General features: G+C 48.3%; 29 protein-coding genes. 6 read left to right on the top strand and 23 right to left on the bottom strand.

Annotated features, from left to right (window positions below; translation table 11 throughout):
• Positions 1-35: 35 nt before the first annotated feature.
• Positions 36-593, bottom strand: coding sequence for a DUF4136 domain-containing protein (locus CBE68_RS03225; protein WP_087504608.1), 558 nt, complete (start codon positions 591-593; stop codon positions 36-38).
• 401 nt (positions 594-994) lie between these two features.
• Here CBE68_RS03225 and bfr (CBE68_RS03220) point away from each other — a divergent pair, with 401 nt between their 5' ends.
• Both bfr (CBE68_RS03220) and bfr (CBE68_RS03215) read left to right on the top strand, forming a co-directional pair.
• A complete protein-coding gene (gene bfr, locus CBE68_RS03220) occupies positions 995-1,459 on the top strand; it encodes a bacterioferritin (RefSeq protein ID WP_087504656.1) in 465 nt (154 codons plus the stop codon).
• 23 nt (positions 1,460-1,482) lie between these two features.
• Positions 1,483-1,950 carry a bacterioferritin gene (gene bfr / locus CBE68_RS03215; RefSeq protein ID WP_087504607.1) on the top strand — a complete coding sequence of 156 codons (468 nt, stop codon included), beginning with the start codon at positions 1,483-1,485 and terminating at the stop codon, positions 1,948-1,950.
• 67 nt (positions 1,951-2,017) lie between these two features.
• Here bfr (CBE68_RS03215) and ndk read toward each other — a convergent pair whose 3' ends face one another.
• From ndk to trmJ, 11 genes are all read right to left on the bottom strand, one after another.
• Positions 2,018-2,449, bottom strand: coding sequence for a nucleoside-diphosphate kinase (ndk, locus tag CBE68_RS03210; protein WP_087504606.1), 432 nt, complete (start codon positions 2,447-2,449; stop codon positions 2,018-2,020).
• 198 nt (positions 2,450-2,647) lie between these two features.
• Positions 2,648-2,848, bottom strand: a complete 201-nt coding sequence (gene iscX / locus CBE68_RS03205; RefSeq protein ID WP_229744610.1) for a Fe-S cluster assembly protein IscX — start codon at positions 2,846-2,848, stop codon at positions 2,648-2,650.
• Between the two features lie 10 nt (positions 2,849-2,858).
• Positions 2,859-3,197, bottom strand: coding sequence for an ISC system 2Fe-2S type ferredoxin (fdx, locus tag CBE68_RS03200; protein ID WP_087504605.1), 339 nt, complete (start codon positions 3,195-3,197; stop codon positions 2,859-2,861).
• A gap of 1 nt (position 3,198) precedes the next feature.
• On the bottom strand, positions 3,199-5,067 hold the full coding sequence (hscA, locus tag CBE68_RS03195; protein ID WP_087504604.1) for a Fe-S protein assembly chaperone HscA: 1,869 nt from the start codon (positions 5,065-5,067) through the stop codon (positions 3,199-3,201).
• A gap of 31 nt (positions 5,068-5,098) precedes the next feature.
• Entirely contained in the window at positions 5,099-5,626 is a 528-nt protein-coding gene (gene hscB / locus CBE68_RS03190; RefSeq protein ID WP_087504603.1) for a co-chaperone HscB, read from the bottom strand.
• 35 nt (positions 5,627-5,661) lie between these two features.
• A complete protein-coding gene (gene iscA, locus CBE68_RS03185) occupies positions 5,662-5,985 on the bottom strand; it encodes an iron-sulfur cluster assembly protein IscA (protein ID WP_087504602.1) in 324 nt (107 codons plus the stop codon).
• A gap of 18 nt (positions 5,986-6,003) precedes the next feature.
• Positions 6,004-6,387: a Fe-S cluster assembly scaffold IscU gene (gene iscU, locus CBE68_RS03180; RefSeq protein ID WP_087504601.1), complete on the bottom strand. Its 384-nt coding sequence runs from the start codon at positions 6,385-6,387 to the stop codon at positions 6,004-6,006.
• 31 nt (positions 6,388-6,418) lie between these two features.
• Positions 6,419-7,633 carry an IscS subfamily cysteine desulfurase gene (locus tag CBE68_RS03175; protein ID WP_087504600.1) on the bottom strand — a complete coding sequence of 405 codons (1,215 nt, stop codon included), beginning with the start codon at positions 7,631-7,633 and terminating at the stop codon, positions 6,419-6,421.
• A 41-nt stretch (positions 7,634-7,674) separates the two neighbouring features.
• Complete coding sequence (gene iscR, locus CBE68_RS03170) at positions 7,675-8,154, bottom strand: Fe-S cluster assembly transcriptional regulator IscR (RefSeq protein WP_087504599.1); 480 nt, start codon at positions 8,152-8,154, stop codon at positions 7,675-7,677.
• Between the two features lie 115 nt (positions 8,155-8,269).
• Positions 8,270-9,079 (bottom strand): serine O-acetyltransferase, encoded by an 810-nt coding sequence (gene cysE, locus CBE68_RS03165; protein ID WP_087504598.1) that lies wholly within the window; start codon positions 9,077-9,079, stop codon positions 8,270-8,272.
• 14 nt (positions 9,080-9,093) lie between these two features.
• Positions 9,094-9,873 (bottom strand): tRNA (cytosine(32)/uridine(32)-2'-O)-methyltransferase TrmJ, encoded by a 780-nt coding sequence (trmJ, locus tag CBE68_RS03160; protein ID WP_087504597.1) that lies wholly within the window; start codon positions 9,871-9,873, stop codon positions 9,094-9,096.
• A gap of 212 nt (positions 9,874-10,085) precedes the next feature.
• Here trmJ and suhB point away from each other — a divergent pair, with 212 nt between their 5' ends.
• Positions 10,086-10,889: an inositol-1-monophosphatase gene (gene suhB / locus CBE68_RS03155; RefSeq protein ID WP_087504596.1), complete on the top strand. Its 804-nt coding sequence runs from the start codon at positions 10,086-10,088 to the stop codon at positions 10,887-10,889.
• 121 nt (positions 10,890-11,010) lie between these two features.
• Here suhB and CBE68_RS03150 read toward each other — a convergent pair whose 3' ends face one another.
• The 8 genes from CBE68_RS03150 to CBE68_RS03115 all read right to left on the bottom strand — a co-directional run bounded on the left by CBE68_RS03150 (position 11,011) and on the right by CBE68_RS03115 (position 18,936).
• Complete coding sequence (locus CBE68_RS03150) at positions 11,011-11,229, bottom strand: hypothetical protein (protein WP_087504595.1); 219 nt, start codon at positions 11,227-11,229, stop codon at positions 11,011-11,013.
• Between the two features lie 196 nt (positions 11,230-11,425).
• Positions 11,426-11,641, bottom strand: coding sequence for a hypothetical protein (locus tag CBE68_RS03145; RefSeq protein ID WP_087504594.1), 216 nt, complete (start codon positions 11,639-11,641; stop codon positions 11,426-11,428).
• Between the two features lie 150 nt (positions 11,642-11,791).
• On the bottom strand, positions 11,792-12,739 hold the full coding sequence (gene secF / locus CBE68_RS03140; RefSeq protein WP_087504593.1) for a protein translocase subunit SecF: 948 nt from the start codon (positions 12,737-12,739) through the stop codon (positions 11,792-11,794).
• A 10-nt stretch (positions 12,740-12,749) separates the two neighbouring features.
• Positions 12,750-14,600, bottom strand: coding sequence for a protein translocase subunit SecD (secD, locus tag CBE68_RS03135; protein WP_087504592.1), 1,851 nt, complete (start codon positions 14,598-14,600; stop codon positions 12,750-12,752).
• A 21-nt stretch (positions 14,601-14,621) separates the two neighbouring features.
• Entirely contained in the window at positions 14,622-14,957 is a 336-nt protein-coding gene (yajC, locus tag CBE68_RS03130; protein WP_087504591.1) for a preprotein translocase subunit YajC, read from the bottom strand.
• Between the two features lie 17 nt (positions 14,958-14,974).
• Positions 14,975-16,114, bottom strand: coding sequence for a tRNA guanosine(34) transglycosylase Tgt (gene tgt, locus CBE68_RS03125; RefSeq protein WP_087504590.1), 1,140 nt, complete (start codon positions 16,112-16,114; stop codon positions 14,975-14,977).
• Positions 16,115-16,193: 79 nt separating this feature from the next.
• Positions 16,194-17,240 (bottom strand): tRNA preQ1(34) S-adenosylmethionine ribosyltransferase-isomerase QueA, encoded by a 1,047-nt coding sequence (gene queA, locus CBE68_RS03120; protein ID WP_087504589.1) that lies wholly within the window; start codon positions 17,238-17,240, stop codon positions 16,194-16,196.
• Positions 17,241-17,343: 103 nt separating this feature from the next.
• Positions 17,344-18,936 (bottom strand): S1 family peptidase, encoded by a 1,593-nt coding sequence (locus tag CBE68_RS03115; RefSeq protein WP_158100479.1) that lies wholly within the window; start codon positions 18,934-18,936, stop codon positions 17,344-17,346.
• 148 nt (positions 18,937-19,084) lie between these two features.
• Between CBE68_RS03115 and CBE68_RS03110 the strand changes: the two genes are divergently transcribed.
• Together CBE68_RS03110 and CBE68_RS03105 are read left to right on the top strand one after the other, a co-directional pair.
• Complete coding sequence (locus CBE68_RS03110; protein WP_087504587.1) at positions 19,085-19,513, top strand: CBS domain-containing protein; 429 nt, start codon at positions 19,085-19,087, stop codon at positions 19,511-19,513.
• 480 nt (positions 19,514-19,993) lie between these two features.
• Positions 19,994-20,587: an acyl carrier protein phosphodiesterase gene (locus tag CBE68_RS03105; protein ID WP_087504586.1), complete on the top strand. Its 594-nt coding sequence runs from the start codon at positions 19,994-19,996 to the stop codon at positions 20,585-20,587.
• A 99-nt stretch (positions 20,588-20,686) separates the two neighbouring features.
• Here CBE68_RS03105 and aceA read toward each other — a convergent pair whose 3' ends face one another.
• Positions 20,687-21,994: an isocitrate lyase gene (gene aceA / locus CBE68_RS03100; RefSeq protein WP_087504585.1), complete on the bottom strand. Its 1,308-nt coding sequence runs from the start codon at positions 21,992-21,994 to the stop codon at positions 20,687-20,689.
• 629 nt (positions 21,995-22,623) lie between these two features.
• Here aceA and ppk2 point away from each other — a divergent pair.
• Complete coding sequence (ppk2, locus tag CBE68_RS03095) at positions 22,624-23,427, top strand: polyphosphate kinase 2 (protein WP_087504584.1); 804 nt, start codon at positions 22,624-22,626, stop codon at positions 23,425-23,427.
• Between the two features lie 59 nt (positions 23,428-23,486).
• Here ppk2 and phoU read toward each other — a convergent pair whose 3' ends face one another.
• Positions 23,487-24,200 (bottom strand): phosphate signaling complex protein PhoU, encoded by a 714-nt coding sequence (phoU, locus tag CBE68_RS03090; RefSeq protein ID WP_087504583.1) that lies wholly within the window; start codon positions 24,198-24,200, stop codon positions 23,487-23,489.
• A 35-nt stretch (positions 24,201-24,235) separates the two neighbouring features.
• Positions 24,236-25,051: a phosphate ABC transporter ATP-binding protein PstB gene (gene pstB, locus CBE68_RS03085; protein ID WP_087504582.1), complete on the bottom strand. Its 816-nt coding sequence runs from the start codon at positions 25,049-25,051 to the stop codon at positions 24,236-24,238.
• Between the last annotated feature and the right edge of the window lie 11 nt (positions 25,052-25,062).

Below are 25,062 nucleotides of genomic sequence, written 5' to 3'. Positions count from 1 at the left end.
CCTTAATAGTCGTCCGAGCTCAACCAGGCTAATTACTACCAGCCCGGCACTTCGGCAAACATGGCTTGAACATAACGATTTGCGGCTTCGATCTTCTCATCTACCGTAGATCGTCTGACCCGTTTTTTACCAACACTGCGAAACACCACGCGATTGGCCTCTGGATCAACTAAATCAATGAGCAACTGCCCTTCGGTAAACTGATCGACATCGATATCATTGCCCCAACCAGCCCCCCAATAGCGGTGGTAGTAGCGGCCATAGTAGTTGAAATTATTGTGATAACTTCGGATCCGCGTGCGATCCTTGCTGGTCAAATGATAGCTCACCAAGATATCGGCTTTGTCACGCGCAACAGCTGTCATGCCACGCATTTGCAGTGCATCATTAATGGCTTTTTCGACCCGTTGTTCTTCTAAGCTAGTTCCAGCTTGACCGTCATAGGTTTGGGCATTGGCGGGAATCAAATAATAGGTTTTGAGGAAGGTAAAGGTAAACTCTTCGGTGAAGTCTGATTCAATGTTTGGTTTACTGGCGCAACCACTGACGACCATAATCAAAGCGAACAACAGGGTTGATAATCGCAAATTCATTCCACCACCTCGACTTTAAAACTACTATGACGTTGAAGACTAAACGTTTCTACGAGATCTGACCAGACAAAGATTGCTTTAGTATTCGCTGGCAGATAGCGACAGCAAGCATCGTTCAACGCCCAGCACTAGCCAAGTATAGAATATTAAAACCCTCGACATCTCATAAAGTCTTCGAATGGCGGTAAGTTATCGCGTCACTCTAATGTCAAAGCGTTAACTACAAGAATTATAAAGAGTTGTTGTTATCGGCCATTGTTGCGACTAATAACAACAACCATTATCATTTGCAAGCACATGAAAAATAAAAGGTTTTTATTGTTCTACATCAATTTTTGAACTAAGCTCTGGCTTATAAATTGAAGCAACTGAAAGCAATACCAATAGCTATTGGAGGCAACATGTTAGGCGACAAAGAAGTCATTCAGGCACTCAACCGAGTCCTTACCAGCGAGCTAACCTCTATCAACCAGTTTTTCCTCCATGCCCGCATGTTCAAAAACTGGGGTTTTTCCAAGCTGAATGACAAAGCATATAAAAAATCCATCAAAGACATGAAGCAAGCCGATGAGCTAATCGAGCGCATTCTGTTTTTAGAAGGGTTACCAAATCTACAACAACTCGGACATTTGCGTATCGGCGAGCATCCTGAAGAAATGCTCGATTGCGATATGGCTTTTGAAGTTGAACAACTGCCAATCCTTCGCGAAGCAATTGCGCTGTGTGAGCAGAAGGCTGATTACGTGTCACGTCAGCTACTTGAGGAAATTTTAGAGTACGAAGAAGAATACGTAGACTGGATTGAGACACAACAGCATCAACTCAAAGAACTTGGCACCGAAAACTATTTACAGGCGCAACTATAAACTGCAGCCAGAGGAGAATTGCAATGAAAGGTAATCAACAAGTTATCGACTCTTTGAACCGATTGCTGGCTGCCGAGCTAGCCGCAATGGATCAGTACTTCATACACTCAGAAATGTACGCTGATTGGGGGCTGACGAAACTATACGAGCGAATCTCACACGAATTTGATGATGAGAAAGGCCATGCCAAATTGCTTATTGAGCGCATTCTGTTTTTAGAAGGCACGCCATGTATGACCAAGCGCGACGACTTGCGGATTGGTGCCGATGTTGAATCCATGCTGCAAGGCGATTTGGATCTCGAGTATGACGTCGCCGAAGCACTGCGTGACGTGATAGCAATCTGCGAACAGGAACGTGACTATCAAACCCGCAATATCTTGCAAACGCTGTTAGAAGATACCGAACAAGATCATGCTTACTGGTTAGAGCAACAACTGGGATTAATCAAACGCATTGGTCTGGCGAACTACCAACAGTCAATGATGTAATCGTCAGAGCGCTAGCTCACGATCAAAAAAGCCCCGCTCCGCGGGGCTTTTTGTTGCCACATTCGAATTAACGAGTACGTGGGCAAATTTCATCATCAGAGAAGAAATATGCGATTTCACGGGCAGCTGATTCGACCGCGTCTGAACCATGAACTGCATTTTCGCTAACTTCAGTAGCAAAACAAGAACGAATAGTGCCACGAGCAGCTTCTGCAGGGTTGGTTGCGCCCATAATTTCACGGTTTGCTAGCACCGCATTTTCGCCTTCCAGCACTTGAACCATGACAGGGCCAGAAGTCATGAACTCAACCAAGCTTGCAAAGAACGGACGCTCTTTGTGCTCAGCATAGAAGCCTTCAGCTTGCTCTTGACTCATGTGAATCATTTTTGAAGCAACAATGGTCAAGCCAGCAGACTCGAAACGGTTGTAAATAGCGCCAATCAGGTTTTTAGCGACGGCATCGGGCTTGATGATTGAAAAGGTGCGTTGAATCGCCATCTTTCAGCTCTCCTTGAGGGAAGAATACAAAGGTTCCTGTTGTTGTCACAGGTTTAATTATCGCGGCGCATTATACGCATCGAACAGGCTGAATGAACAGCGTTAAAAAAATACCAGATGTGACGCAACCATCATAAAGCGAAGAGCGGTGCGAATATAAGTCGAAAGGCGAAAAAAAACGGCCTATCGGCCGTTTCTTTAATCTGCTTCATCGATCCAGTGTTGTTGAATCGCTTCCAGGATGCGTTCTCCGCAATGCGCGGGGTCATCATCAAACTCATCCAGCTCGACTACCCACTGCATCAGATCGGTAAATCTCACTTGCGTTGGGTCAACATCTGGATGAGCATCAATCAGTTCTAATGCAATCTCTAGCGAATCGGTCCATTTCAACGCCATAGCTATGCTCCTAGTGCTGTTCAGACACCATGTTCAAGGTGTACTTGGGAATTTCAACAACTAAATCTTCATCAGCGACTTGAGCCTGACAACCAAGCCGAGATTCAGGTTCGAGCCCCCAAGCTTTGTCTAGCATGTCGTCTTCCAACTCGTCACTTTCTTCCAGTGAATCAAAGCCCTCGCGGATCACCACATGACAAGTTGTGCAGGCGCACGATTTTTCACAAGCGTGCTCAATATCGATGTCGTTGCGAAGTGCCACATCAAGGACAGTATCTCCAGCTGCGGCATCAACCACCAAGCCCTCAGGGCAAAGTTCTTCGTGGGGTAGAAATACGATTTTTGGCATTTTAAACCTCATCCACTTTATGGCCCGCCAATGCCGACCGAATCGACACATCCATCCGGCGTGCCGCAAATACTTCAGATAACTGATTGACGCGTTCAATCGCTAATTCAATCGCCTTATCATCTTGCCCTTGGGCAACATCTTTCAGTTCGGAGATACCATTCAGCAAAGCATCACGTTCATCACAACTGAGCAATGTATCGCCATCAGCGGCAATTGCAACATCGAGAGCCTCAATCACGCGATCGGCTTCAACACGCTGCTCGGCCAACATCCGAGCCGTCATATCTTGTTTGGCGTGGGTGATCGACGATTTAATCATTTGAGTAATTTCATCTTCACTCAAGCCATATGATGGCTTGACGTCAATCGATGCCGATACACCGGTCGATTTTTCCATCGCCGACACACTCAGTAGGCCATCAGCATCAACTTGGAATGTCACTCGAATGTGGGCGGCTCCGGCGGCCAGCGGCGGAATATCGCGCAAAGTGAATCGTGCCAGTGAACGACAATCGTCAACCAGTTCACGCTCGCCCTGAAGGACATGAATCATCATTGCAGTCTGGCCATCTTTAAAGGTGGTAAACTCCTGTGCCTTCGCCACCGGAATAGTGCTGTTGCGGGGAATTACTTTTTCCACCAAGCCACCCATGGTCTCTAAACCGAGCGACAGCGGAATAACATCCAACAAAAGCATTTCATCGGCATTCTTGTTGCCAACTAACACGTCGGCCTGCAACGCAGCCCCCATGGCAACGACTTTATCAGGATCAATGCTAGTTAACGGCTCTTTACCAAACAATTCGGCGACATCGGTTCGGACTTTTGGTACCCGAGTGGAACCACCAACCATCACGACTTGTAGCACCTCGTCAGCGCTGATATCGGCATCTTTCAGTGCTCGTTTGCTGGCTAGCAATGTTTTACGGACCAATTTATCGATAAGGCCCTCAAAATGTTGACGAGCAACATCAAGTTGATAATCGCCAGACGACAACTTTAGGGTCACAGCGACAGCAGCATGTTCGCTGAGTTGTTCTTTCACACTGCGGGCACTATTGGCCAAATGGCGCAAATCGGCTTGTGAAAGTTGCTCGTTGGTCAGTCCTGTGTGGGCAATAAAATCATCAACCAGTAGTTGATCAAAATCATCGCCTCCCAAGGCCGAGTCGCCCCCCGTAGCGAGTACTTCAAATATGCCTTTTTGTAATCGCAGCACCGACACATCGAACGTACCGCCACCGAGATCATAGACCACGATAACGCCTTCATCGCCACTATCGAGACCATAGGCAACAGCGGCTGCTGTCGGTTCGTTAATCAACCGTAAAACCTTCAACCCGGCCAACTGCGCGGCATCTTTAGTTGCCTGGCGTTGGGCGTCGTCAAAGTAGGCAGGCACAGTGATCACCGCGCCATCAATGTCCCCGCCAAGCGATTGCTCGGCGCGCTCACGAAGGGTTGTGAGCAAGTGCGAGGAAGTTTCTATGGCATTGACTTTACCTTGCGGTGTATCAAATGCGACGAGACCGTTGTCAGTTTCACAAAACTGATAAGGAAAGCTCTGTTGTCGCGCTTCTATATCGGCCAGTGAGCGGCCCATAAAGCGCTTCACCGAAACAATCGTATTGACCGGATCAATTTCGCTTTTAGCGATCGCTTGGTAACCGGTGAGAATAGCGTCAGTTTGATAGCTCACCACGGATGGCAAGATGGCATGGCCATCACTATCAACCAGTGTTTCCGCTCGACCGCTACGTACTGTAGCAACAAGAGAGTGAGTGGTACCCAAATCAATGCCTACAGCACGTTTGGTTTGGTGCGGAGCCGCGCTTTGTCCGGGCTCTGCGATCTGCAGCAATGCCATGTAATTAGCCTAACTGTATTGAAACTAAAAATTAGTAGTCGAGTGCGTCTTCAGCCTGAGCTATCTCGGCGGTCAGCTTATCCATAAACGATAACTTGCGCACTTCATTGGCCCACTTCGGAGCATCTTGGCGATGTTGGCCAGCGTCAAGCGCTTGCGCGATTTGCTGAGTTAGCTGCCGCTGAGCCGCTGCAATGGTATCAGAGAATTGCTCCAAGCCGTCGATATCTTCGGCCTGCTTCAGTTCTTCCAGTTGCTCTCGCCATTCCATTTGTTGCATCAAAAAGCTTGGATCGCGCAAGGTGTGTTGCTCGGACTTCAAATCGATACCAGCTAATTCGAGCATGTATTGAGCGCGGCGCAACGGCGTTTTAAGCGTTTGGTAAGCGTCGTTAATTTGTGCTGACTTTTGCACCGCTAAGCGTTGAGCTTGCTCACCTTGGCTGACGAATTGATCCGGATGAACCGATTTTTGCAGGTTTCGGAAGGTACTGGTTAGCTCTGCTTGGTCAAGGCTATAGCGCTCGCCCAAACCAAACAGTTGAAAGTAATTGTCCATAATGATCAGTGCGCGTTAACAAGGCTCAAAAAAAGCTATACGGTAAAGCTCTCGCCGCAGCCACACTCGTCTTTTACATTTGGATTGTTGAACTGGAAGCCTTCATTCAATCCTTCTTTGACGAAATCAAGCTCAGTGCCGTTGAGGTATACCAGGCTTTTGCCATCAATGATGACTTTCAGGCCATGGGTCTCGAATACTTCATCGCCATCTTCCAGTTCATCAACAAACTCCAGGACATAGGCAAGGCCACTACAACCAGTCGTTCGAACCCCGAGGCGAAGGCCCACACCTTTACCTCGATTTGATAAAAATGCACTGACTCGATCGGCTGCTGCGTCAGTCATTGTTACTGCCATGCCTTATGTCTCCTGAGATTAAGCGGGTTGCTTGCTTTTATAGTCTTCAATCGCTGCTTTAATGGCATCTTCTGCCAAAATTGAACAGTGGATCTTAACTGGTGGCAATGCCAACTCCTCGGCAATTTCAGTGTTCTTGATTGTTGCCGCTTCATCGAGGGTCTTGCCTTTCACCCACTCAGTTACTAGCGATGACGAAGCGATGGCGCTACCACAGCCATAGGTTTTGAATTTGGCATCTTCAATTACGCCATCATCATCAATCTTAAGTTGAAGCTTCATCACGTCACCACAAGCGGGTGCACCGACCATACCGGTAGCAACTTGTGGATCATCTTTTTCAAACGAGCCAACGTTGCGAGGATTCTCGTAGTGGTCGATTACTTTTTCACTGTAAGCCATATCTATTTACTCCTACTTTGTCCGTCCGCAATTAATGGTGAGTCCATTCGACTTTATTCAAATCGACGCCGTCTTTAAACATTTCCCACAACGGCGACATTTCACGTAATTTGCCAATCGCGTTTTGCAGCAAGTTGACGGTGTAATCCACTTCTTCTTGGGTAGTGAAACGGCCAATGCTGAAACGAATTGAGCTATGCGCAAGCTCATCGTTGAGCCCTAGGGCACGCAACACATACGATGGTTCGAGGCTAGCTGATGTACAAGCGGAGCCGGACGACACGGCGAGATCTTTCAATGCCATAATCAGTGACTCACCTTCAACGAAAGCAAAGCTGACATTGAGGTTGCCCGCTACGCGCTGTTCTAGGTCACCGTTGACATAGACTTCCTCCATGTCCTTGATGCCATCCCACAGGCGTTGACGTAGCGCTAGTACGCGTTCGTTCTCTTGCGCCATTTCCTCTTTTGCTAAGCGGAAGGCTTCACCCATACCAACAATCTGATGAGTCGGCAAAGTGCCAGAGCGCATCCCACGTTCATGGCCACCGCCGTGCATTTGTGCTTCCAAACGGATCCGCGGTTTGCGGCGCACATACAAAGCACCAATGCCTTTTGGGCCATAACACTTGTGAGCAGAAAAACTCATCATGTCGATCTTTTGCTCGACCATGTCGATCGGCACCTTACCGACGCTTTGCGCTGCATCAACGTGGAACAATACTTTGTTCTCGCGGCATAGCTCGCCAATAGCGGTAATGTCTTGAATCACGCCGATCTCGTTGTTGACATGCATGATGCTAACAACGATGGTGTCTTCACGAAGGGCATCCCGAAGCTTGGCCAGGTCAATCAAGCCATTGCTCTCAGGCTCAAGGTAAGTCACTTCGAAACCTTCTCGTTCGAGTTGACGGAAGGTATCTAAAACAGCTTTGTGCTCGGTTTTGCAGGTGATTAGGTGCTTGCCTTTCTTCTGATAGAAGTGGGCTGCACCTTTGATAGCAAGGTTGTTCGATTCGGTCGCGCCGGATGTAAAGACGATTTCTCGTGGATCAGCATTGATCAAGTCGGCGATTTGGTTACGGGCGATATCAACCGCTTCTTCCGCTTGCCAGCCGAACTTGTGAGAGCGCGAAGCTGGGTTACCAAACACACCATCGGTGGTCATGTATTGCATCATTTTTTCAGCAACCCGAGGGTCAACAGGGGTGGTTGCTGAATAATCCAAGTAAATCGGAAGCTTCATGAATTACTCCGTATAAATCTCGTCTGCGCCGCGTACGGCTATCAACCCACCATGTGGAGGGGAATATTAATCTTATTATTGTTCAGTTGAGTATCTTGACGCTCGGTCACGCCTTGAACGTCGTGCTCTTGCATCAAATCAGCCAGCGAAATACTAGCTAGGAAGTTCTCTATGCGTTCGCTGAGACCCAGCCACAACGAATGGGTTAAGCAACGATTACCGCTCTGGCAGTCGCCTTTGCCTTGACAACGCGTTGCATCAATCGACTCATCGACTGCTGCGATCACCATATTGACGGAAATATCAGCTGCTTCCTTGCCGAGACGATATCCGCCGCCGGGGCCACGGACACTGGAAACTAGCCCTTGCTTACGCAAGCGAGAAAAAAGCTGCTCCAGATAGGACAATGAGATGTCCTGACGTTCTGAAATATCGGCCAATGGCACAGGGCCATCTTCAGAGTGCAGAGCCACATCAAGCATGGCTGTTACCGCATAGCGGCCTTTTGATGTTAAACGCATTATAATGTCCGGTCTCTCTCAGCAGTGCCGGGAATGGTCACATACCCGAGTAAAACAGTCAAGTAAATATCATACTAATTTACTCAAGTTTTATTCGACCGGATCAACCGGCAAGCTAAATTCCTGGATCAAATGCTTCACGCTCTCGCTGCCGAGCCTGCGCTGCTTCCTTTTCTGCCTCGGCTAAATCAATCACGTCGAGCTCTGGAATTTCTTTGCAAACGTCGCCACCGAGGTCATTAATTGCACCGCACATGTCATTGACTTTGGCATCCATCAGATGAATATGGTCAACTAACTGGCCAATGGCTTGAGCAACCGGGTCTGGATTATCGGGTGACACCGCATAGGAGTTAAAGCCATATTTCTTGGCTAATGCATCACGATGTTCTCGTTTTTCGTCGGTGCTAGTCTGTGCCTTCACGATTCGCCCGGGGATCCCCACTACGGTAGCTCCAGCGGGTACTTCCTTGACCACCACAGCATTGGATCCAATTCGGGCATTCTCATGGACAGTGAAAGGCCCTAACACCTTAGCGCCGGCGCCGATCACTACGCCATTTTTTAATGTCGGATGACGTTTTCCTGCATCCCAACTGGTACCACCTAACGTAACACCGTGGTATAGCGTCACATCATCACCGATCTCAGCCGTTTCACCAATCACAATGCCCATCCCATGGTCAATAAAAAAACGCCGACCAATGGTGGCTCCAGGGTGAATTTCGATTCCTGTCATCCATCGCGAAAAGGACGACACAAAACGGCCTAGCCATTTCATCCGATGACGCCAAAACCAATTTGCCAAACGATGAAGCCAAAGAGCGTGAAGCCCAGGGTAACAAGTGAGCACTTCCCATGTATTGCGGGCTGCTGGATCGCGCCCAAACACACAACGAATGTCTTCTCTCATGTGCCTAAACATTTGAGTTGTTCTCCTTATTCCTTGTCGTTGTTGTCAACATCACTCGCTTGCTGCGCGTCTTCCTGATGTGATGCATGCTTCTTACGTCCAGGTTTTTGCACTGAACTCAGCATGCCTCGCAAAATATTTAGCTCTGTTACCTCTGGCCGCGCGCGGTTAAACAGTCGCCTTAGCTTTGTCATTACAGCACCTGGATGCTGTGGAATAATGAATCCGGTTTGGCGCAGGGTCTGTTCCAAGTGCTGATAAAACCCTTCCAATTGCTCGGCTAGCGGATACTCCGTTTGTTCACTCTCATGTTGCTGATGGCTTAACCAGGCCATTCGCACCTCATAACATAAGGTTTGGACGGCGGCAGCCAAATTCAACGAGCTATAGTCCGGATTTGCCGGAATACACACATGAAAATGACACTGCTGTAACTCATCATTACTCAAACCATGAGCTTCGCGACCGAAGACAATCGCTACCGGGTAGTTAGGCGCCTCGGCAATCACCTTTTCACCACATTCGCGAGGGTCCAACATCGGCCAGCTAAAGGTGCGATTTCGGGCACTCGTCCCTACGACTAGACCGCAGTCAGCGATAGCTTGTTGCAGCGAATCGCAAATAGTTACGTTTTCAAGCACATCCACGGCGCCAGCGGCCAACGCAACCGACTTACCATCAGGCATTGCCTGAGGATCAACGAGGTACAAATGTTTAAGCCCCATGGTTTTCATCGCTCGGGCAGCTGAGCCGATGTTGCCGGAATGAGTCGTGCCGACCAACACAATGCGAACTTGATCCAACATGATTGAAATGCACCTGGAATTTTTGCGGGCACGAAGTTTATCACGCCAGATCATTGTTTTATAGATGGAGATCCTAGACCTTGTTGAGATCTTTTGATAATGACGAAAGCACCAATTTAAACTGGTCAAAATTTAAGCTGGAATAAGCCTACAACCACGTGTATACTCCGCCGCCGACCTAGTTCTTTAACAAAACATCGAGTGGTAGTGGAATGCATCCAATGCTGAATATCGCCGTGCGTGCAGCACGAGCGGCAGGAAAAGTGATCCTGCAAGGTTACGAACGACTGGACCGTGTCGAAGCGGAAACTAAAAGTGCCAATGATTTTGTCACCAACATCGATAAGGATGCCGAACAAGTTATTATCGAAACGCTATTAAATGCGTATCCTGATCACAGCATCGTAGCCGAAGAAAGCGGCATTAGTGGCGCAGAGAAAAGTGACTTCCAATGGATAATTGACCCACTCGATGGCACCACCAACTTCATGCGTGGTGTACCTCACTTTGCAATTTCAATTGCACTGAAACACAAAGATCGTCTCGACCAGGCGGTTATCTATGATCCAATCCGTGACGAACTGTTTACCGCGAGCCGTGGCGCAGGCGCCCAGCTGAACGGTTATCGTATTCGTGTAACAAACAAACCTGATTTGAACGGCACTCTGCTGGCCACCGGTTTCCCATTCAAGGCGAAACACCACCTGCCAGCTTATACCGCGATTTTTGCTGACTTGTTCGAGCATGTTGGCGACATGCGCCGCGCCGGTTCGGCAGCACTGGACTTAGCTTATGTCGCAGCTGGCCGCGTCGATGGGTTCTGGGAAATTGGCCTTAAGCCATGGGACATCGCAGCAGGCGAATTGATTGTTCGCGAAGCTGGCGGCATCGTTTGTGACTTCGTCGGTGGTCACAACCACCTGAAAAGCGGCAACGTTGTGGCAGCTAACCCTCGTGTCACTCAACGTTTGGTGAAGACCATGCAACCTCACTTAGGCGAGGCGCTAAAGCGCTAAATGGTCGCTATTGATATCGAATAGAAAAGGCCCTAGCTCTCGCTAGGGCCTTTTTTGTATCCAGCGGCTGACCACAATTCGTTCAACAATTACTGCCAAACCAACAGCTGCATTGACGCAATTAACCAACCTTGGATAATTGCTCGGCGGATTCAATAACGCGCAACCTCGCTTGATGGACATCCATCACCACGTCGTAATGTATTGCTTGATGGGCCTGTCGCAGATATCGGGGTAACTCGATTGTTTGTTGTTGATGTAGATAATTGACGGTATACACCGGCACATCAACCGGTTGGGATGCCAATGCAGAAATAACAATAGATGCAGAAATAATCATGGTCGCTCTCCAGCGTTGTTTGCCGCAGCTAAGTAAAGCCGAACTCTGATTGCTGTTCCTATCGAGGTGGTAAGCAAATATGTCGTAAGCTGATAATCGACATCAATTGTTACCCTTCTACATCAACACCCCTACTGCAATAACAAAGTTGTGTACCTAGTAACAACACCGCGCACTTGAGCGCCGAATTCACTGGTCAGTTGGGTTGTTGCTGAGCCTGTTCCAGCACTCGCTGTTTGGCTTCTCGAACATCACGCCCCACTTCATACTTGACCAATATGCGAGCTTGTTGGGCATACTCAGAAGATTGTAGTTCGAGCTGTTGCGGGTAATAGTTGGTCACTCGAAATACTTCAACATCGGTGGGAGTGGCCAAAAGGGATACTGCAAAGATACTTGATAATAAAGTCATGCTTGGTCTCCAGTTTGGTTGCTAGCCAAAGGTAAAACGTAAGCAAACGACTCCAAGCTCAAAAGACCAATGTAATAATTTATGTCAGAGGATTGCTCATAAAAAAAGCGGCCATCAGGGCCGCTTGTGTAAGAGCTAGTAACTCAGTCGTTACAGCATGGCTTGCTGATCAGCACCTTCTTTCTCGATTTCCTCTGGAATCAGAGATTCACGAGTGAGACCAAGAGCCAACGCCGTTGTGGTAGCAATGTAAATCGACGAGTAGCTACCGACCACAACACCAACGATCAAAGATGCCGAGAATGTCGCTAGCAACTCACCACCAGCAAAATACAAGGCAAACAGCACGACGAGGGTAGTCAACGAGGTAATCAGGGTACGGCTTAGGGTTTGGGTCAATGATGCATTAGTAATCGCAATCTCACCCAATTTACGCACTTTGCGGAAATTTTCCCGAATGCGGTCAAATACCACGATGGTGTCGTTAAGCGAGTAACCAATGACCGAGAGTACACCAGCCACGGTGGTCAGGTTAAACTCCAACTGAGTCAGGGCATAGAAACCGAAGATCAACGACACATCATGGAACAAAGCCGCCACAGCACCTGCACCCAAGCGCCACTCGAAACGAAAGGCGACATAAATCAGAATACTGATGAGTGCGACAACCATCGCCAGCAGAGCTGATTCCATCAACTCCTGACCCACTACAGGACCAACAAACTCCGTACGCTTGATAATCACTTGGTCGTCAAGCTGAGTTTTCAGTACGTCGGTAATCTTGTTGTTTAGGGTTTCCGCAGAAGCTTGTTCAATCGGAGGCAAACGCACCAACATATCACGACTAGAGCCGTAAGCCTGAACCGTTGCCGACTCAAAGCCTTCAGTTTCCAATACGCCGCGGATATCAGAGGCAACGACAGATTTAGAGAACTCAAGTTCAACCAATGTACCGCCGGTAAAATCAAGCCCCATGTTCAAGCCACGAACACCAACTAGAGCTAATGACACAATGACCAAAATAGCCGATAAAATGCCGGCAGGACCGCGCCAACGCATGAAGTTGATATCGCTGTCGAGTTTTAAGATTTGAAACATTGTCGGCTCCTTAAATCGGCAGCTTATCGAGACGGCGACCGCCCCAAACTGAGTTAACGACCAAACGCGTACCAACGATCGCGGTAAACATTGAGGTCGCAAGACCAATAGCCAGTGTCAAAGCAAAGCCTTTCACTGGGCCACTACCGATAGAGAACAAGATAACCGCCGTGATAAAGGTGGTAATGTTGGCATCGGCAATCGATGATAAGGCATTGGAATAACCCATATGAATCGACTGTTGTACCGAGCGCCCAGCCCTCAATTCTTCACGTATTCGTTCAAAGATAAGCACGTTAGCATCGACTGCTGTACCAATGGTTAAAACGATACCGGCGATACCTGGCAGCGATAACGTCGCCCCCGGCAGCATCGACATAACACCAACGATCAGTACCAAGTTCATTACCAACGCAACGTTGGCAACCAAGCCAAAACCACGATAGTAGAACAGCATGAATGCAATGGTGGCGGCAAGGCCATAAATGATCGAGGTTAGACCTCGTTCAATGTTCTCCGCCCCCATGCTTGGACCAACAGTACGCTCTTCAACAATCTGAATTGGTGCAATCAAGGCACCGGCACGCAGTACCAACGCCAAGTTGTGCGCTTCTGCTTGAGAGTCGATACCAGTAATCCGGAAACTGCGTCCGAGGCGAGCTTGAATTGTCGCAACGTTCACCACTTCTTCTTGCTTATCGAAGATTGGGCGGCCATCGGCATCACGTTTGCCGGTAGGCTTGTATTCGATGAATACCGTTGCCATCGGTTGGCCAATGGCATCTTTGGTGGCCGCAGCCATCTTATTGCCGCCTTTGCCATCCAGTGAAATGTTTACCTGTGGGCGCGAATACTCATCAAAGCCAGACTGCGCACCAACGATATGGTCACCGGTCAGGATCACCCGATTCTTCAGAAGTACCGGACGGCCATCGCGGTCGGTAAATAATCGACTACCAGGAATCGAGCGGCCACCGACAGCAGCGGCGACATCGCCCTTGGTATCTTGCATGCGGAATTCGAGAGTCGCCGTAGCACCTAAGATTTCTTTGGCGCGAGCAGTGTCTTGAACCCCTGGCAATTCAACCACAATACGGTCAGCACCTTGGCGTTGTACCAAAGGCTCGGCAACACCTAACTCGTTAACCCGGTTACGGATAATAGTGATGTTCTGCTGAACAGCGTAATCACGCGTTTCTTTCAGCTTCTGCTCACTCATGGTAACTATGGTGTCGGTGTCACTATCGGTATCAGTGAAGACTAAGTCTGGATACTTACGCTCGAGGGCACGGGTACCTTCATCGCGGCCAGCTTCATCACGAAAACGCAGCTCTACGCCACCTTGCGAACGTTGACGGATGCCTTTGTAGCGCACCCCTTCCTCGCGCAAATCGGAGCGAAAATCCTGCACCATTTGCTCTTCGGTCTTGGCAATCGCAGCGCCCATATCCACTTCCATCAGAAAGTGAACACCGCCACGTAAGTCGAGTCCTAGCTTCATTGGGCTAGCGCCGAGACTTTCGAGCCACTCAGGCGTCGCTGGCGCGAGGTTCAACGCCACGACAAAGCGGTCACCGAGGGCATTGGCAACCAATTCACGAACAGGTAGCTGTTGATCTGAATTAAGCAGGCGTAATTCAATTTGATTGTTCTCAAGGGTCAAGCGCTTGTATTCAACGCCTTCGGCCTCAAGGGCTTGTTTCACTGTGTCTAGGGTCTGCGCTTCAACGGTCGCACCGCGGGCAGCAGAGATCTGTACAGCGGGATCCTCACCATATAAGTTTGGTGAAGCATAAAGTGCGCAAATGGCGACCACAAGGATCACCATCAGCACTTTCCAAATAGGATTTGTATTTAACACAATCGGCTCCTGCCGAGTTTATTACAGTGACTTCATTGTGCCTTTCGGCAGCACCGCTGAAATAGCTGCTTTTTGAGCAGTAACATCTAGGCCTTCGGCCAAGCTGATGACAACAAAATCTTTGTCATCACTTACCTTGGCAATTTTGCCAACCAGACCACCATTGGTCAGAACTTCATCGCCTTTTTTCAGCGCGCTAACCAAAGCTTTGTGATCTTTCACGCGCTTAGCTTGCGGGCGATACACCATGAAATAGAAAATCACGGCGAACATTACCAGCATGAAAATCAACTCAAAGCCACCGCCTTGCGCTTGTGCACCTGAATCAGCCCAGGCATCTGCAATAAACAGACTCATGAATACTTCCTTAACAGTTAGTCAGTTGTGTTTTGTTGCTCGAGAGGTGGCACTGGAAGCCCCCGGCGAGCATAAAAATCGGTTACAAAGTCGGATAATTTACCCTGCTCTATCGCAGCCCGCAAACCTTCCATCACTCGTTGGTAAAAACGTAAGTTGTGGATGGTGTTCAAACGAGCTCCCAAGATCTCATTACACTTGTCTAAGTGATGCAAATACGCTCGACTGTAATTCTTACAGGTGTAGCAATCGCACTCTGGATCAAGTGGTCCGGTATCTGTCTTGTGCTTGGCGTTGCGGATTTTTACCACGCCATCGGTGACAAACAAATGGCCATTGCGCGCATTTCGGGTCGGCATCACGCAATCAAACATATCAACGCCGCGACGCACGCCTTCAACCAAGTCTTCAGGTTTGCCGACTCCCATCAGATATCGGGGCTTATCTTCGGGGATCAAGGGGGTAGTGTGATCCAAAATGCGGATCATGTCTTCTTTCGGCTCGCCAACCGACAGACCACCAATGGCATAACCATCAAAACCAATGTCGGTCAGGCCTTTCAATGACACTTCACGAAGCGGTTCGTACATGCCACCCTGAATAATGCCAAATAAGGCATTAGGATTTTCAATTTTATCGAAGTGAGTCCGGCACCGCTCAGCCCAACGCAGCGACATTTCCATCGACGTTTTGGCTTCATCAAAGGTCGCTGGATACGGCGTACACTCATCGAAGATCATAACGATGTCTGAGCCAAGTGAGGTTTGTACTTCCATCGATTCTTCTGGAGTCAGGAAGATCTTGTCACCATTAACTGGTGAACTAAAGCTGACACCTTCCTCAGTGATCTTGCGTAGGGCACCCAAGCTGAATACCTGGAATCCACCGGAATCAGTCAAAATAGGACCCTGCCAGTTCATGAAATCATGCAAATCGCCATGCATTTCCATGATCTCCATGCCCGGGCGAAGCCAAAGGTGGAAGGTGTTGCCGAGGAGGATTTCTGCTCCTGTTCCTGCCACTTCTTCTGGGGTCATGCCCTTCACTGTGCCGTAGGTGCCTACCGGCATAAAAGCAGGGGTCTCAACCGTGCCACGCTCAAAATGCAAGCGGCCACGACGGGCTTTACCATCGGTATTGATGAGTTCGTATTTCATAGGTCCTCGCTAACCGGAAAAACAGTCCGGTGCTGACTCGTTGTTTATAGAGAAGTAAGTAGTAACTTACTAGTTACCACTATAAGTGCTCGTTACGCGTGATGAACATGGCATCGCCGTAACTAAAAAAGCGGTATTGCTGTTCGACTGCGGCCTTGTATGCCGCCATCACATGATCATACCCAGCAAAGGCACTAATCAACATGATCAAGGTCGATTGCGGCAGGTGAAAATTGGTCACCATGGCATCAACCAACTGGAACTGATAGCCAGGATAGATAAAGATGCTAGTGTCCTGACAAAACGATTGCAGCTGGTTGCCCACTCCTGAAGCCTTTGCTGCTGACTCTAGTGAGCGTACCGAAGTGGTTCCCACCGCAATAACGCGACCACCAGCAGCTTTCGTTTGATTGATTCTATCCACCGTAGCTTGCGGTACATCGGCCCATTCTGCATGCATCACATGGTCTTTGACATCATCCACCCGCACAGGCTGGAATGTGCCGGCGCCAACATGCAAAGTAACAAACCCAATGTCTGCCCCTTTCGCTTTGATTGCTGCCATCAACTCATCGGTAAAGTGCAGACCTGCAGTCGGTGCGGCTACGGCTCCTGGTTTGTCGTTATAAACCGTTTGGTAGCGCTCGCGATCGGAATCTTCATCTGGTCGGTCGATATATGGCGGAAGCGGCATGTGTCCAATGTCTTCAAGCACATCGAGCCAACTTTGATGCTCGCTTAGCTCAAGTTCGAACAAGGCATCTTGGCGCCCGGTAACTGCCACCTCTACTTTGTCTTCGAGGATGATCACTGTGCCGGGTTTTGGCGCTTTGCTGCAACGGACGTGAGCAAGGGCTTGTTGTGGCGAGATGATTCGCTCAACCAAAACTTCCAGTTTGGCACCAGTGACCTTGCGGCCAAATGCTCGCGCAGGGATCACTCGAGTATCATTGAAAATCAACAAGTCACCGGGGTTAACATGATCGATAATGTCGGTGAACTGGCGATGCTGAAGCTCACCGGAGTTGCCATCAAGGCACAGCAATCGGCTACTACTGCGATCTGGTTGAGGATAACGGGCAATTAACTCGTCAGGTAATTCAAACGAGAAATCAGCGACTTTCATCCGATGCTCCGGTGTTGTCTTGGTCAATGGGCGGAATTTAAGCGGCGGCTAGTCTAGAGTGCCACAGGTAAGGGATCAAGTAATTACCCAACTGAAGCGGCTTTTACCGCCTGATCCGGTAACGCCGCGCGACCAACAAACCGACTAACGCCATGATGGCAAACTCGCCAAATCCTCCGCCGCCTCCTGATGGGGTAATGACATCGTTAGTACAACATACATCGGCAGGCGGCTGTTGCTCTGGTTCAAATTCAATTTCACTAATAGTGGCGGTTCCTACTTCGGTAACCGTGTAGTTGATGAGCAAGGTATCACCAGCAGAGACTTGGTAGTCGAAGTTGCCGTTTGGAGAAGAAAAAATAGCAATAACATCGCCATCAAGTTCGCTAATCCAAAGGCTTTGGCCTTCGTCGTTGCTGAAAGAAACGTCAAACGATACCTGCCCCGCTTCAGCAAACTGAATCAATAAATCTGTTTCATCTTGAGCAACCGCTGCCAGAGATGCGAGTAACTCGGCGCCTTGTTGCTCGAATTGGCTTTGGCCAAAAGCGAAGGTCGCCAAAGAAGATGGCACTGCTTCACTACCAAAATTCACCTCAGCGGCGACATCAGCCACCAAATCAATTTCAATCGGCTCTCTGGACGTTGCAAAGTTAATCACTCCGGCAGTGGAGTTAAGGCTACGTGCTTCAAACTCGATTTCTAGTGCGCACTGCTGCTGCGCTGGCAATGTTTGATTTGAGCAATCGTCAGTAATAATGGAATAGGAGTTACCTGCCACGCTAGCTGAACCAATATCAATGGGCGTGACCGTCGACTGATTGGTAATCAGTACCGTTTGTATTGTCGACTGGCCAATTGGCAGCAAGCCAAAATACAATGGCGTTGTCGTCACAAGACCCGCCGTTGTTTCATCAATCCATGGCAAAAAACTGGCTACTCGCGCATAGCCAGAAGGAAAACGCCCGGCGCATTCAATGCCCCAACTAGTAATGCCAAAAACATGGTTATCTTGGTTTAGTAGTGGTCCTCCACTGTCGCCAAAACAAGTATCTGCGCTATTGTTGCCGCCGGCACAGAGCATGTTGTCTGTGACACTGACTCCTGTGCGGTTAAATTCATTTCGACATTGTTGAGGAGCAACATAAGCCACCAAAGCTTGCATCAACTGGTTGACTGGAGACTCTTCGTCCTCGGTATCGCCCCACCCCAGGACTAGCAAATCGTCGCCATTTACCAACCCAGATGTCTCAGCAGCAGTCGCCAACTCTGGATACTCTGCTAACGGATTTGATTGCAGTAACTTGATGAGAGCAACGTCATTGTCATTGCTCTGTTCATCGTATTGCGGATGCACGATGAACTGCTCGACGCGTTTTAGATTCGAACGATTCACAGCATTAAGCTGCTCAACTCCTACTGCCACAGCAAGATCTGCGGGAGCCAAACCAAACGAGGTAAGGCAATGGGCAGCGGTTAACACCCAGTCGTCATTGATTTGCAAGCCGCCGCAGAAGTGTTGGGATTGATCGATAAACTGACCATCATTGCCAATGAATTGTACTGAAGCCATCCACCCATAAGGACCAATATCAGCAGCCTCACCACCGATAATCTTGGTCGTCGTGTCTAATGGCTGCTGAGCCGAGGCGCCAAAAGAAAAGCAAACAGATAGACATGCCGCTTTTAAAGTCATGCTGAGATTCATTTTTTGATCGCCTTTACACATCTTACTATTGCTCCTGGTTTGACCGGAGTATCGGAAGCTTTATTGCAGTAAATCAAACTTTGCCTCTGTGCGGAGTCATAGTCTTGAGGTGTAACGGTCAACTAGGAGAAAGCTCATGACAATGCAGGTTGATGAAATCATGAACACCGAGTTATTTACCCTAGGCCCCGACGCTTTGCTATCTAACGCAAAACACCTTATGTCGGAGCACCCGATTCGCCATATTCCCGTCGTCGACTCTGATCAACAACTACTCGGAATCATTAGTCAACGTGATGTGCTTAGCCACGGAGGGATGGATGCCAACGAGCAAGACTCTGCGCCTGTATCATCCATTATGACAGATCATCCTTATACCATCAGCTCCAAAACAGGTGTTGTTCAAGCCGCACGCCTGCTTAAGCGACAGCGCTTTGGCTGCTTGCCCGTGGTCGACAATGGCAAGCTAGTTGGCATGGTGACCGGCTCCGATTTTGTGGAGGTTGCCATCCAGTTAATGACAATGGCAGAAAATGTTGTGCCAGACCCCATCGACGAGCTCTAACCGTAAAATTCCAACAAAAACAACCAAAAAAGAGTGAATAGCATCACTCTTTTTTGCGTTTAAAGCCCCCACCTCACAATTTTAAGTAATTTAATTACAAAAAAAGTTTGACGCGTGATGAATGTCACACTATTATTCCCATCAACGAAACGAGAACACAGTTCTTTGGAGGACACAAACCATGCAACCTTTGATTGATATTTTCAGCAAAGTGCTCTCCGGCGACCAGATTTCTGCAGCTGAAGAGCCAACAACTTTGGCACCTGCTACTAAGCGATACAACTTCGCTTACAACAAGTAAATGTGCGACGTTGGTGACCACCTCGCCGACGCGCCTTTTCCCCCCAATTGATTCGCTGAATCACGTTATTGAAGCCTTTTCTGGTTTGCCCGCTCAAAAGTAGCGGGCTTTTTTTTGGCTTTATTCTGGTTGCCATAGCAGTATGATTAATCATCGGCCGCAACCAATATGACCATCGATTGAATTTTCTTGCCCACTTTCATATTGCCAGTGCAACTCAAACCAGCATAACGGGCGCTTTGCTGGGTGACTTTGTCCGTGGTAACCAGTACCTGCACTTCTCACCTGACGTGCAATTGGGCATTTTGTTGCATCGAAAAGTCGATGCCTACAGCGATCGAATGCCGTATTTAGCATCAATACGTCCAAAGTTTAAACAAGGCCAGCGCCGTTACCTGGGCATTGTTACCGACATGCTGCTTGATCATAAACTGAGTCAGCACTGGAGCGAATTTTGTTCGACGCCACTCACTACATTTGCCCACTGCATCTACCAGCAACTCACACCGCTGCCACACATGGCTCCCCGCTACGAAAAGGTGAGAGCGGCGATGAGCGAAGGCAATTGGCTCTGTCATTACCAGAGTGAAGAACAGGTGTTATACGCGCTAAACAGAATCAGTTTGCGCCTTAAACGGCAAGTCGATTTAGCAGACATCGGTGCACTTTGTTTGCAGTATTGCCGACCAGAGCTAGAACGAGCAATCACTCAAGACTACCCTGAATTGATGACACAGCTGACAACCTGGTTGGATTGTCAAACAGCCAACTAACAAAAAAGGGTGACCGTATGGTCACCCAAAGTGCACGAGGTGATCCGTTGATTGCAGCAATAGCAAAGCACCTAGCTGCAATCACCAGAACGCGATGGCTCAGCTAAACTGAGCCTCTTCAGTGCTGCCAGTAAGCGCCGTCACCGACGACTGGCCGCCCTGAATTATGTTAGTGACCTTGTCAAAGTAGCCGGTCCCCACTTCTTGCTGGTGGGCCACGAAGGTATACCCCTTATTGGCTGCAGCGAACTCGGGCTCTTGTACCATTTCAACATAATGGCGCATACCTTCACCTTGCGCATACGCATGCGCTAACTCAAACATGTTAAACCACATGTTGTGAATGCCAGCTAGTGTAATGAATTGGTACTTGTACCCCATATCCGACAACTCTTGCTGGAATTTGGCAATGGTGGTGTCATCCAAATTTTTCCGCCAGTTGAATGACGGCGAGCAGTTGTAAGCTAGGATTTGGTCGGGGTATTTCGCTTTAATCGCTTCAGCAAATTTCTTCGCCTCTTGCAAACACGGCGTTGCAGTCTCACACCACACCATATCGGCGTAGGGTGCATATGCTAGGCCCCGCGAGATAGCTTGATCAATGCCTGGCGTCACTCGATAGAAACCTTCGCTGGTGCGTTCACCGGTAATAAACTCCTGATCATAGGGGTCAGAGTCAGAGGTCAACAAGTCCGCCGCATTGGCATCGGTTCTTGCGATAACTAAGGTTGTCGTTCCAGCGACATCAGCGGCAAGTCGAGCTGAAATGAGTTTTTGCACGGCCTCTTTGGTTGGCACCAATACCTTACCACCCATGTGGCCGCACTTTTTCACCGACGCCAGCTGATCTTCAAAGTGCACGCCAGCAGCACCGGCATTGACCATGTTTTTCATCAATTCATAGGCATTGAGAACCCCGCCAAACCCGGCTTCTGCATCGGCAACGATCGGGAGGAAGTAATCAATGCCAGTTTCTGGGTTTTGGCCATTAGACCATTGAATCTGATCGGCTCGAGCAAACGAGTTGTTAATCCGCTCAACGACCGCTGGTACTGAATTGGCAGGATAAAGTGACTGGTCTGGGTACATGCTCGACGCTAGATTGGCATCGGCAGCAACTTGCCACCCTGATAAATAGATGGCTTCGATCCCTGCTTTGGCTTGCTGTACGGCTTGACCGCCAGTCAAAGCTCCCAAGCAGTTGACATAGCCTTTTTTGGCATCGCCGTTGATCAGTTGCCAAAGCTTATCTGCTCCGCGCTGAGCCAAGTCATTTCTTGGCACAAACGAACCGCGCAAGTTAACCACATCTTCAGCGCTGTACGTTCGCGTCACGCCCTTCCAGCGTGGGTTGGTGAGCCAGTCTTGTTCAATCGCAGCTATTTGTTGTTCACGTGTTAAAGACATGGTGCGTCCTCTTCTCGGTTTTATACACGCCTCTTGCTTGGGCGTTCAGGCAGTTTGTATTTAGCGTCGCGTCAAAACATTTGTAATCTTGCAACTACAATCTCGTTTAGTTTTTGAGTTCTTTCCATTAGCCATTAGTCGAATAAAAATCACTCAGAAAAACTTTTTAAGATGAATTTTTTTATTTATTTTCACTCACATAGAATTAAATCAAGTGAGTAATCCACCTCATTAACGAGTTATTTTGGTTATAAATGGTAGGTTTCGGTCTGACAAGCATTTGATCGAAATTAAATTTATTTACGTAATTTTACTACACGAATTGTCTTACTCAGAAAGCTATTCAAACAATGCTTTGGCACGAAAGAGGTTCATAGCTGAGCCGGGTTAATAGAATAAGTCTCTAGATTTGTTGGCATAAAAGATTTTCAGAGCGAAACTAATCATTTTTTGAGCTTTAACTCTAAAACACCAATTACAGTTTAGATTTTGCGCATTTACACATGTGAAATTTTACAAAAGAAGTTTTTTTTTGCCGCTCCCGACAGCATGATGACAAGAGTTCTCACTACTTTCAGCTTAAGGCTATAGTGAATAAACAAGTTTTTATTGGCGCAAAGAGGTAGCAAATGGAAGGCGATAAGAAGCAAAAGCAGCTCCCCAAGTTGGACAAGAAAAAATACGAAGACGAGCTAGCGCGATTACAAGTTGAACTGGTTCATTTGCAAGAATGGGTGAAAACACAAGGATTGAAAGTCGCGGTGATCTTCGAGGGACGAGACGCTTCCGGTAAAGGCGGCACTATCAAGCGCATCACCGAAAAACTCAACCCACGGGTTTGTCGTGTCGTCGCTCTGGGTGTACCAACCGAACGCGAACGTTCGCAGTGGTATTTCCAACGCTATGTCCAGCATCTGCCTGCGGCAGGCGAAATCGTATTGTTTGACCGTTCTTGGTACAACAGAGCTGGAGTAGAACGAGTCATGGGCTTTTGCTCCGATGAAGAATACGATGAGTTCATGCGTTCATGTCCAGAATTTGAACGCATGTTGACCCGCAGTGGCATTGTCCTGATCAAGTATTGGTTCTCGGTTTCTGATGAGGAACAAGAGAAGCGCTTTCAAGAGCGAATCAAAAACCCAATCAAGCGCTGGAAGTTCTCGCCAATGGATCTTGAATCACGAGCAAAATGGGCAGAATACTCCGCCGCCAAGGACGACATGTTTAAATACACAGACACCAAGCAATCACCTTGGTTCGTGGTGCAGTCGGACGATAAACGCCGACTCCGGCTCAATTGCATCAGCCACTTTATTCAGCAAATCCCATACAAAAAGATCAAATACGACACCATTAAGCTACCGAAGATCGATAAAAGTGGCTACGTCAGAGCACCTCATAGTGATCAAACCATAGTCCCTGATGTTTTTTGATTGAAATTTGGCGACAAAAAAGCCCTGCATTGCAGGGTTTTTCCGACATAAACAACTGCCTATTGGTCGTCAATAATCGCTTCGATATCGGCCGCCGACGTATGGCGAATATCCTTACCCGTGACATTGTAAACCACGTACTCAGCAATGTTTGTACAGTGATCACCGACGCGCTCTAACGAGCGGCTAATCGACATCAAATCCAACATTTCTGGAATTGAGCGAGAATCCCCCATCATGTAAGTCAATGATTGGCGGACGATTCCTTCATGCAAGGAGTCAATCTTCTTGTCATGCAAATGAACTTTCCATGCCGCTTTAACATCCATTCGAGCAAATGCATCAAGGACCTCACGCAGCATTTTGACAATTTGCTCACCCATTGCTTCAAGGTTGAACTTCACCACGTCGGGCGCTTTGCTATCGTTGCGAAGCAACGCCTTAGCGATTGATTCAGCCAAGTCGCCGATACGTTCTAAATCGGTAATGGTTTTGACAATAGTCATCATCAGGCGTAAATCGCTTGCAGTCGGTTGACGCTTAGCAATAATCCGAGTGCATTCCTGATCGATTTCCATTTCGAAGTTATTGACCTTGACGTCATTGTTAATAACTTCATGGGCTAAATCATTGTCCTTGTCACGAGCGGCAGCCAATACATCCATCAATTGCTGTTCGACCAAACCGCCCATCGCCAGAATCTGGCTACGAACATTTTCCAGCTCTTCGTTAAATTGGCCAGAAATGTGTTTGTTTAAATGACCTGTATCCACGGTAATTCCTCTATTCTGCAAAGCAATGACAATGCTTAACCGTAACGACCAGTAATATAGTCTTCTGTTTTCTTCTTCGCTGGCGTGGTGAACAGCGTATTGGTGTCTGAGTATTCGACCATTTCTCCCATATACATAAAGGCTGTTTGGTCAGATACACGAGCAGCCTGCTGCATGTTGTGGGTCACGATGACAACCGTGAATTGCTTTTTCAAATCATTGATCAGCTCTTCAATGGTCAGTGTTGAGATTGGATCCAATGCCGATGTTGGTTCATCCAACAACAACACTTCTGGCTCAATCGCAATGGCGCGGGCAATCACTAAACGTTGCTGCTGACCGCCAGATAAACCAAAAGCATTGTCGTTAAGACGGTCTTTTACTTCATCCCACAGCGCAGCACCACGCAACGAGCGTTCTACCGCTTCATCGAGTACCCGGCGATCTTTGATACCCTGAAGGCGCAGACCATAAACCACGTTCTCATAGATGCTCTTTGGGAACGGATTAGGTCGCTGGAATACCATGCCAACGCCACGGCGCAGCGATGCAACATCGACCTTACGGTCGTAAATGTTTTGGCCATGGAGCAAGATCTCGCCTTCAATACGGCAAATATCCACTAAATCATTCATACGATTAATGCAGCGCAACAATGTTGATTTGCCGCAACCAGATGGGCCAATGAAGGCCGTCACTTGGTTTTTTGGGATCTTCATGCTGACGTTGTACAACGCCTGCTTACTACCGTAGTACAAATCTAGATTTTTAATTTCCAACGCAGTTTCAGCATCGGTCAACGCCGATAAGTCGCGGGTCGCTGTTGAGCCAGTTGGTGTTACTGTGATCATCAGGAGATGTC

The organism is Neiella marina (genome assembly GCF_002165625.1).
GTDB lineage: Bacteria > Pseudomonadota > Gammaproteobacteria > Enterobacterales > Neiellaceae > Neiella > Neiella marina.
Note: the sequence above shows the minus strand (reverse complement) of the source record. Positions and strands in the feature narration are given on the sequence as shown.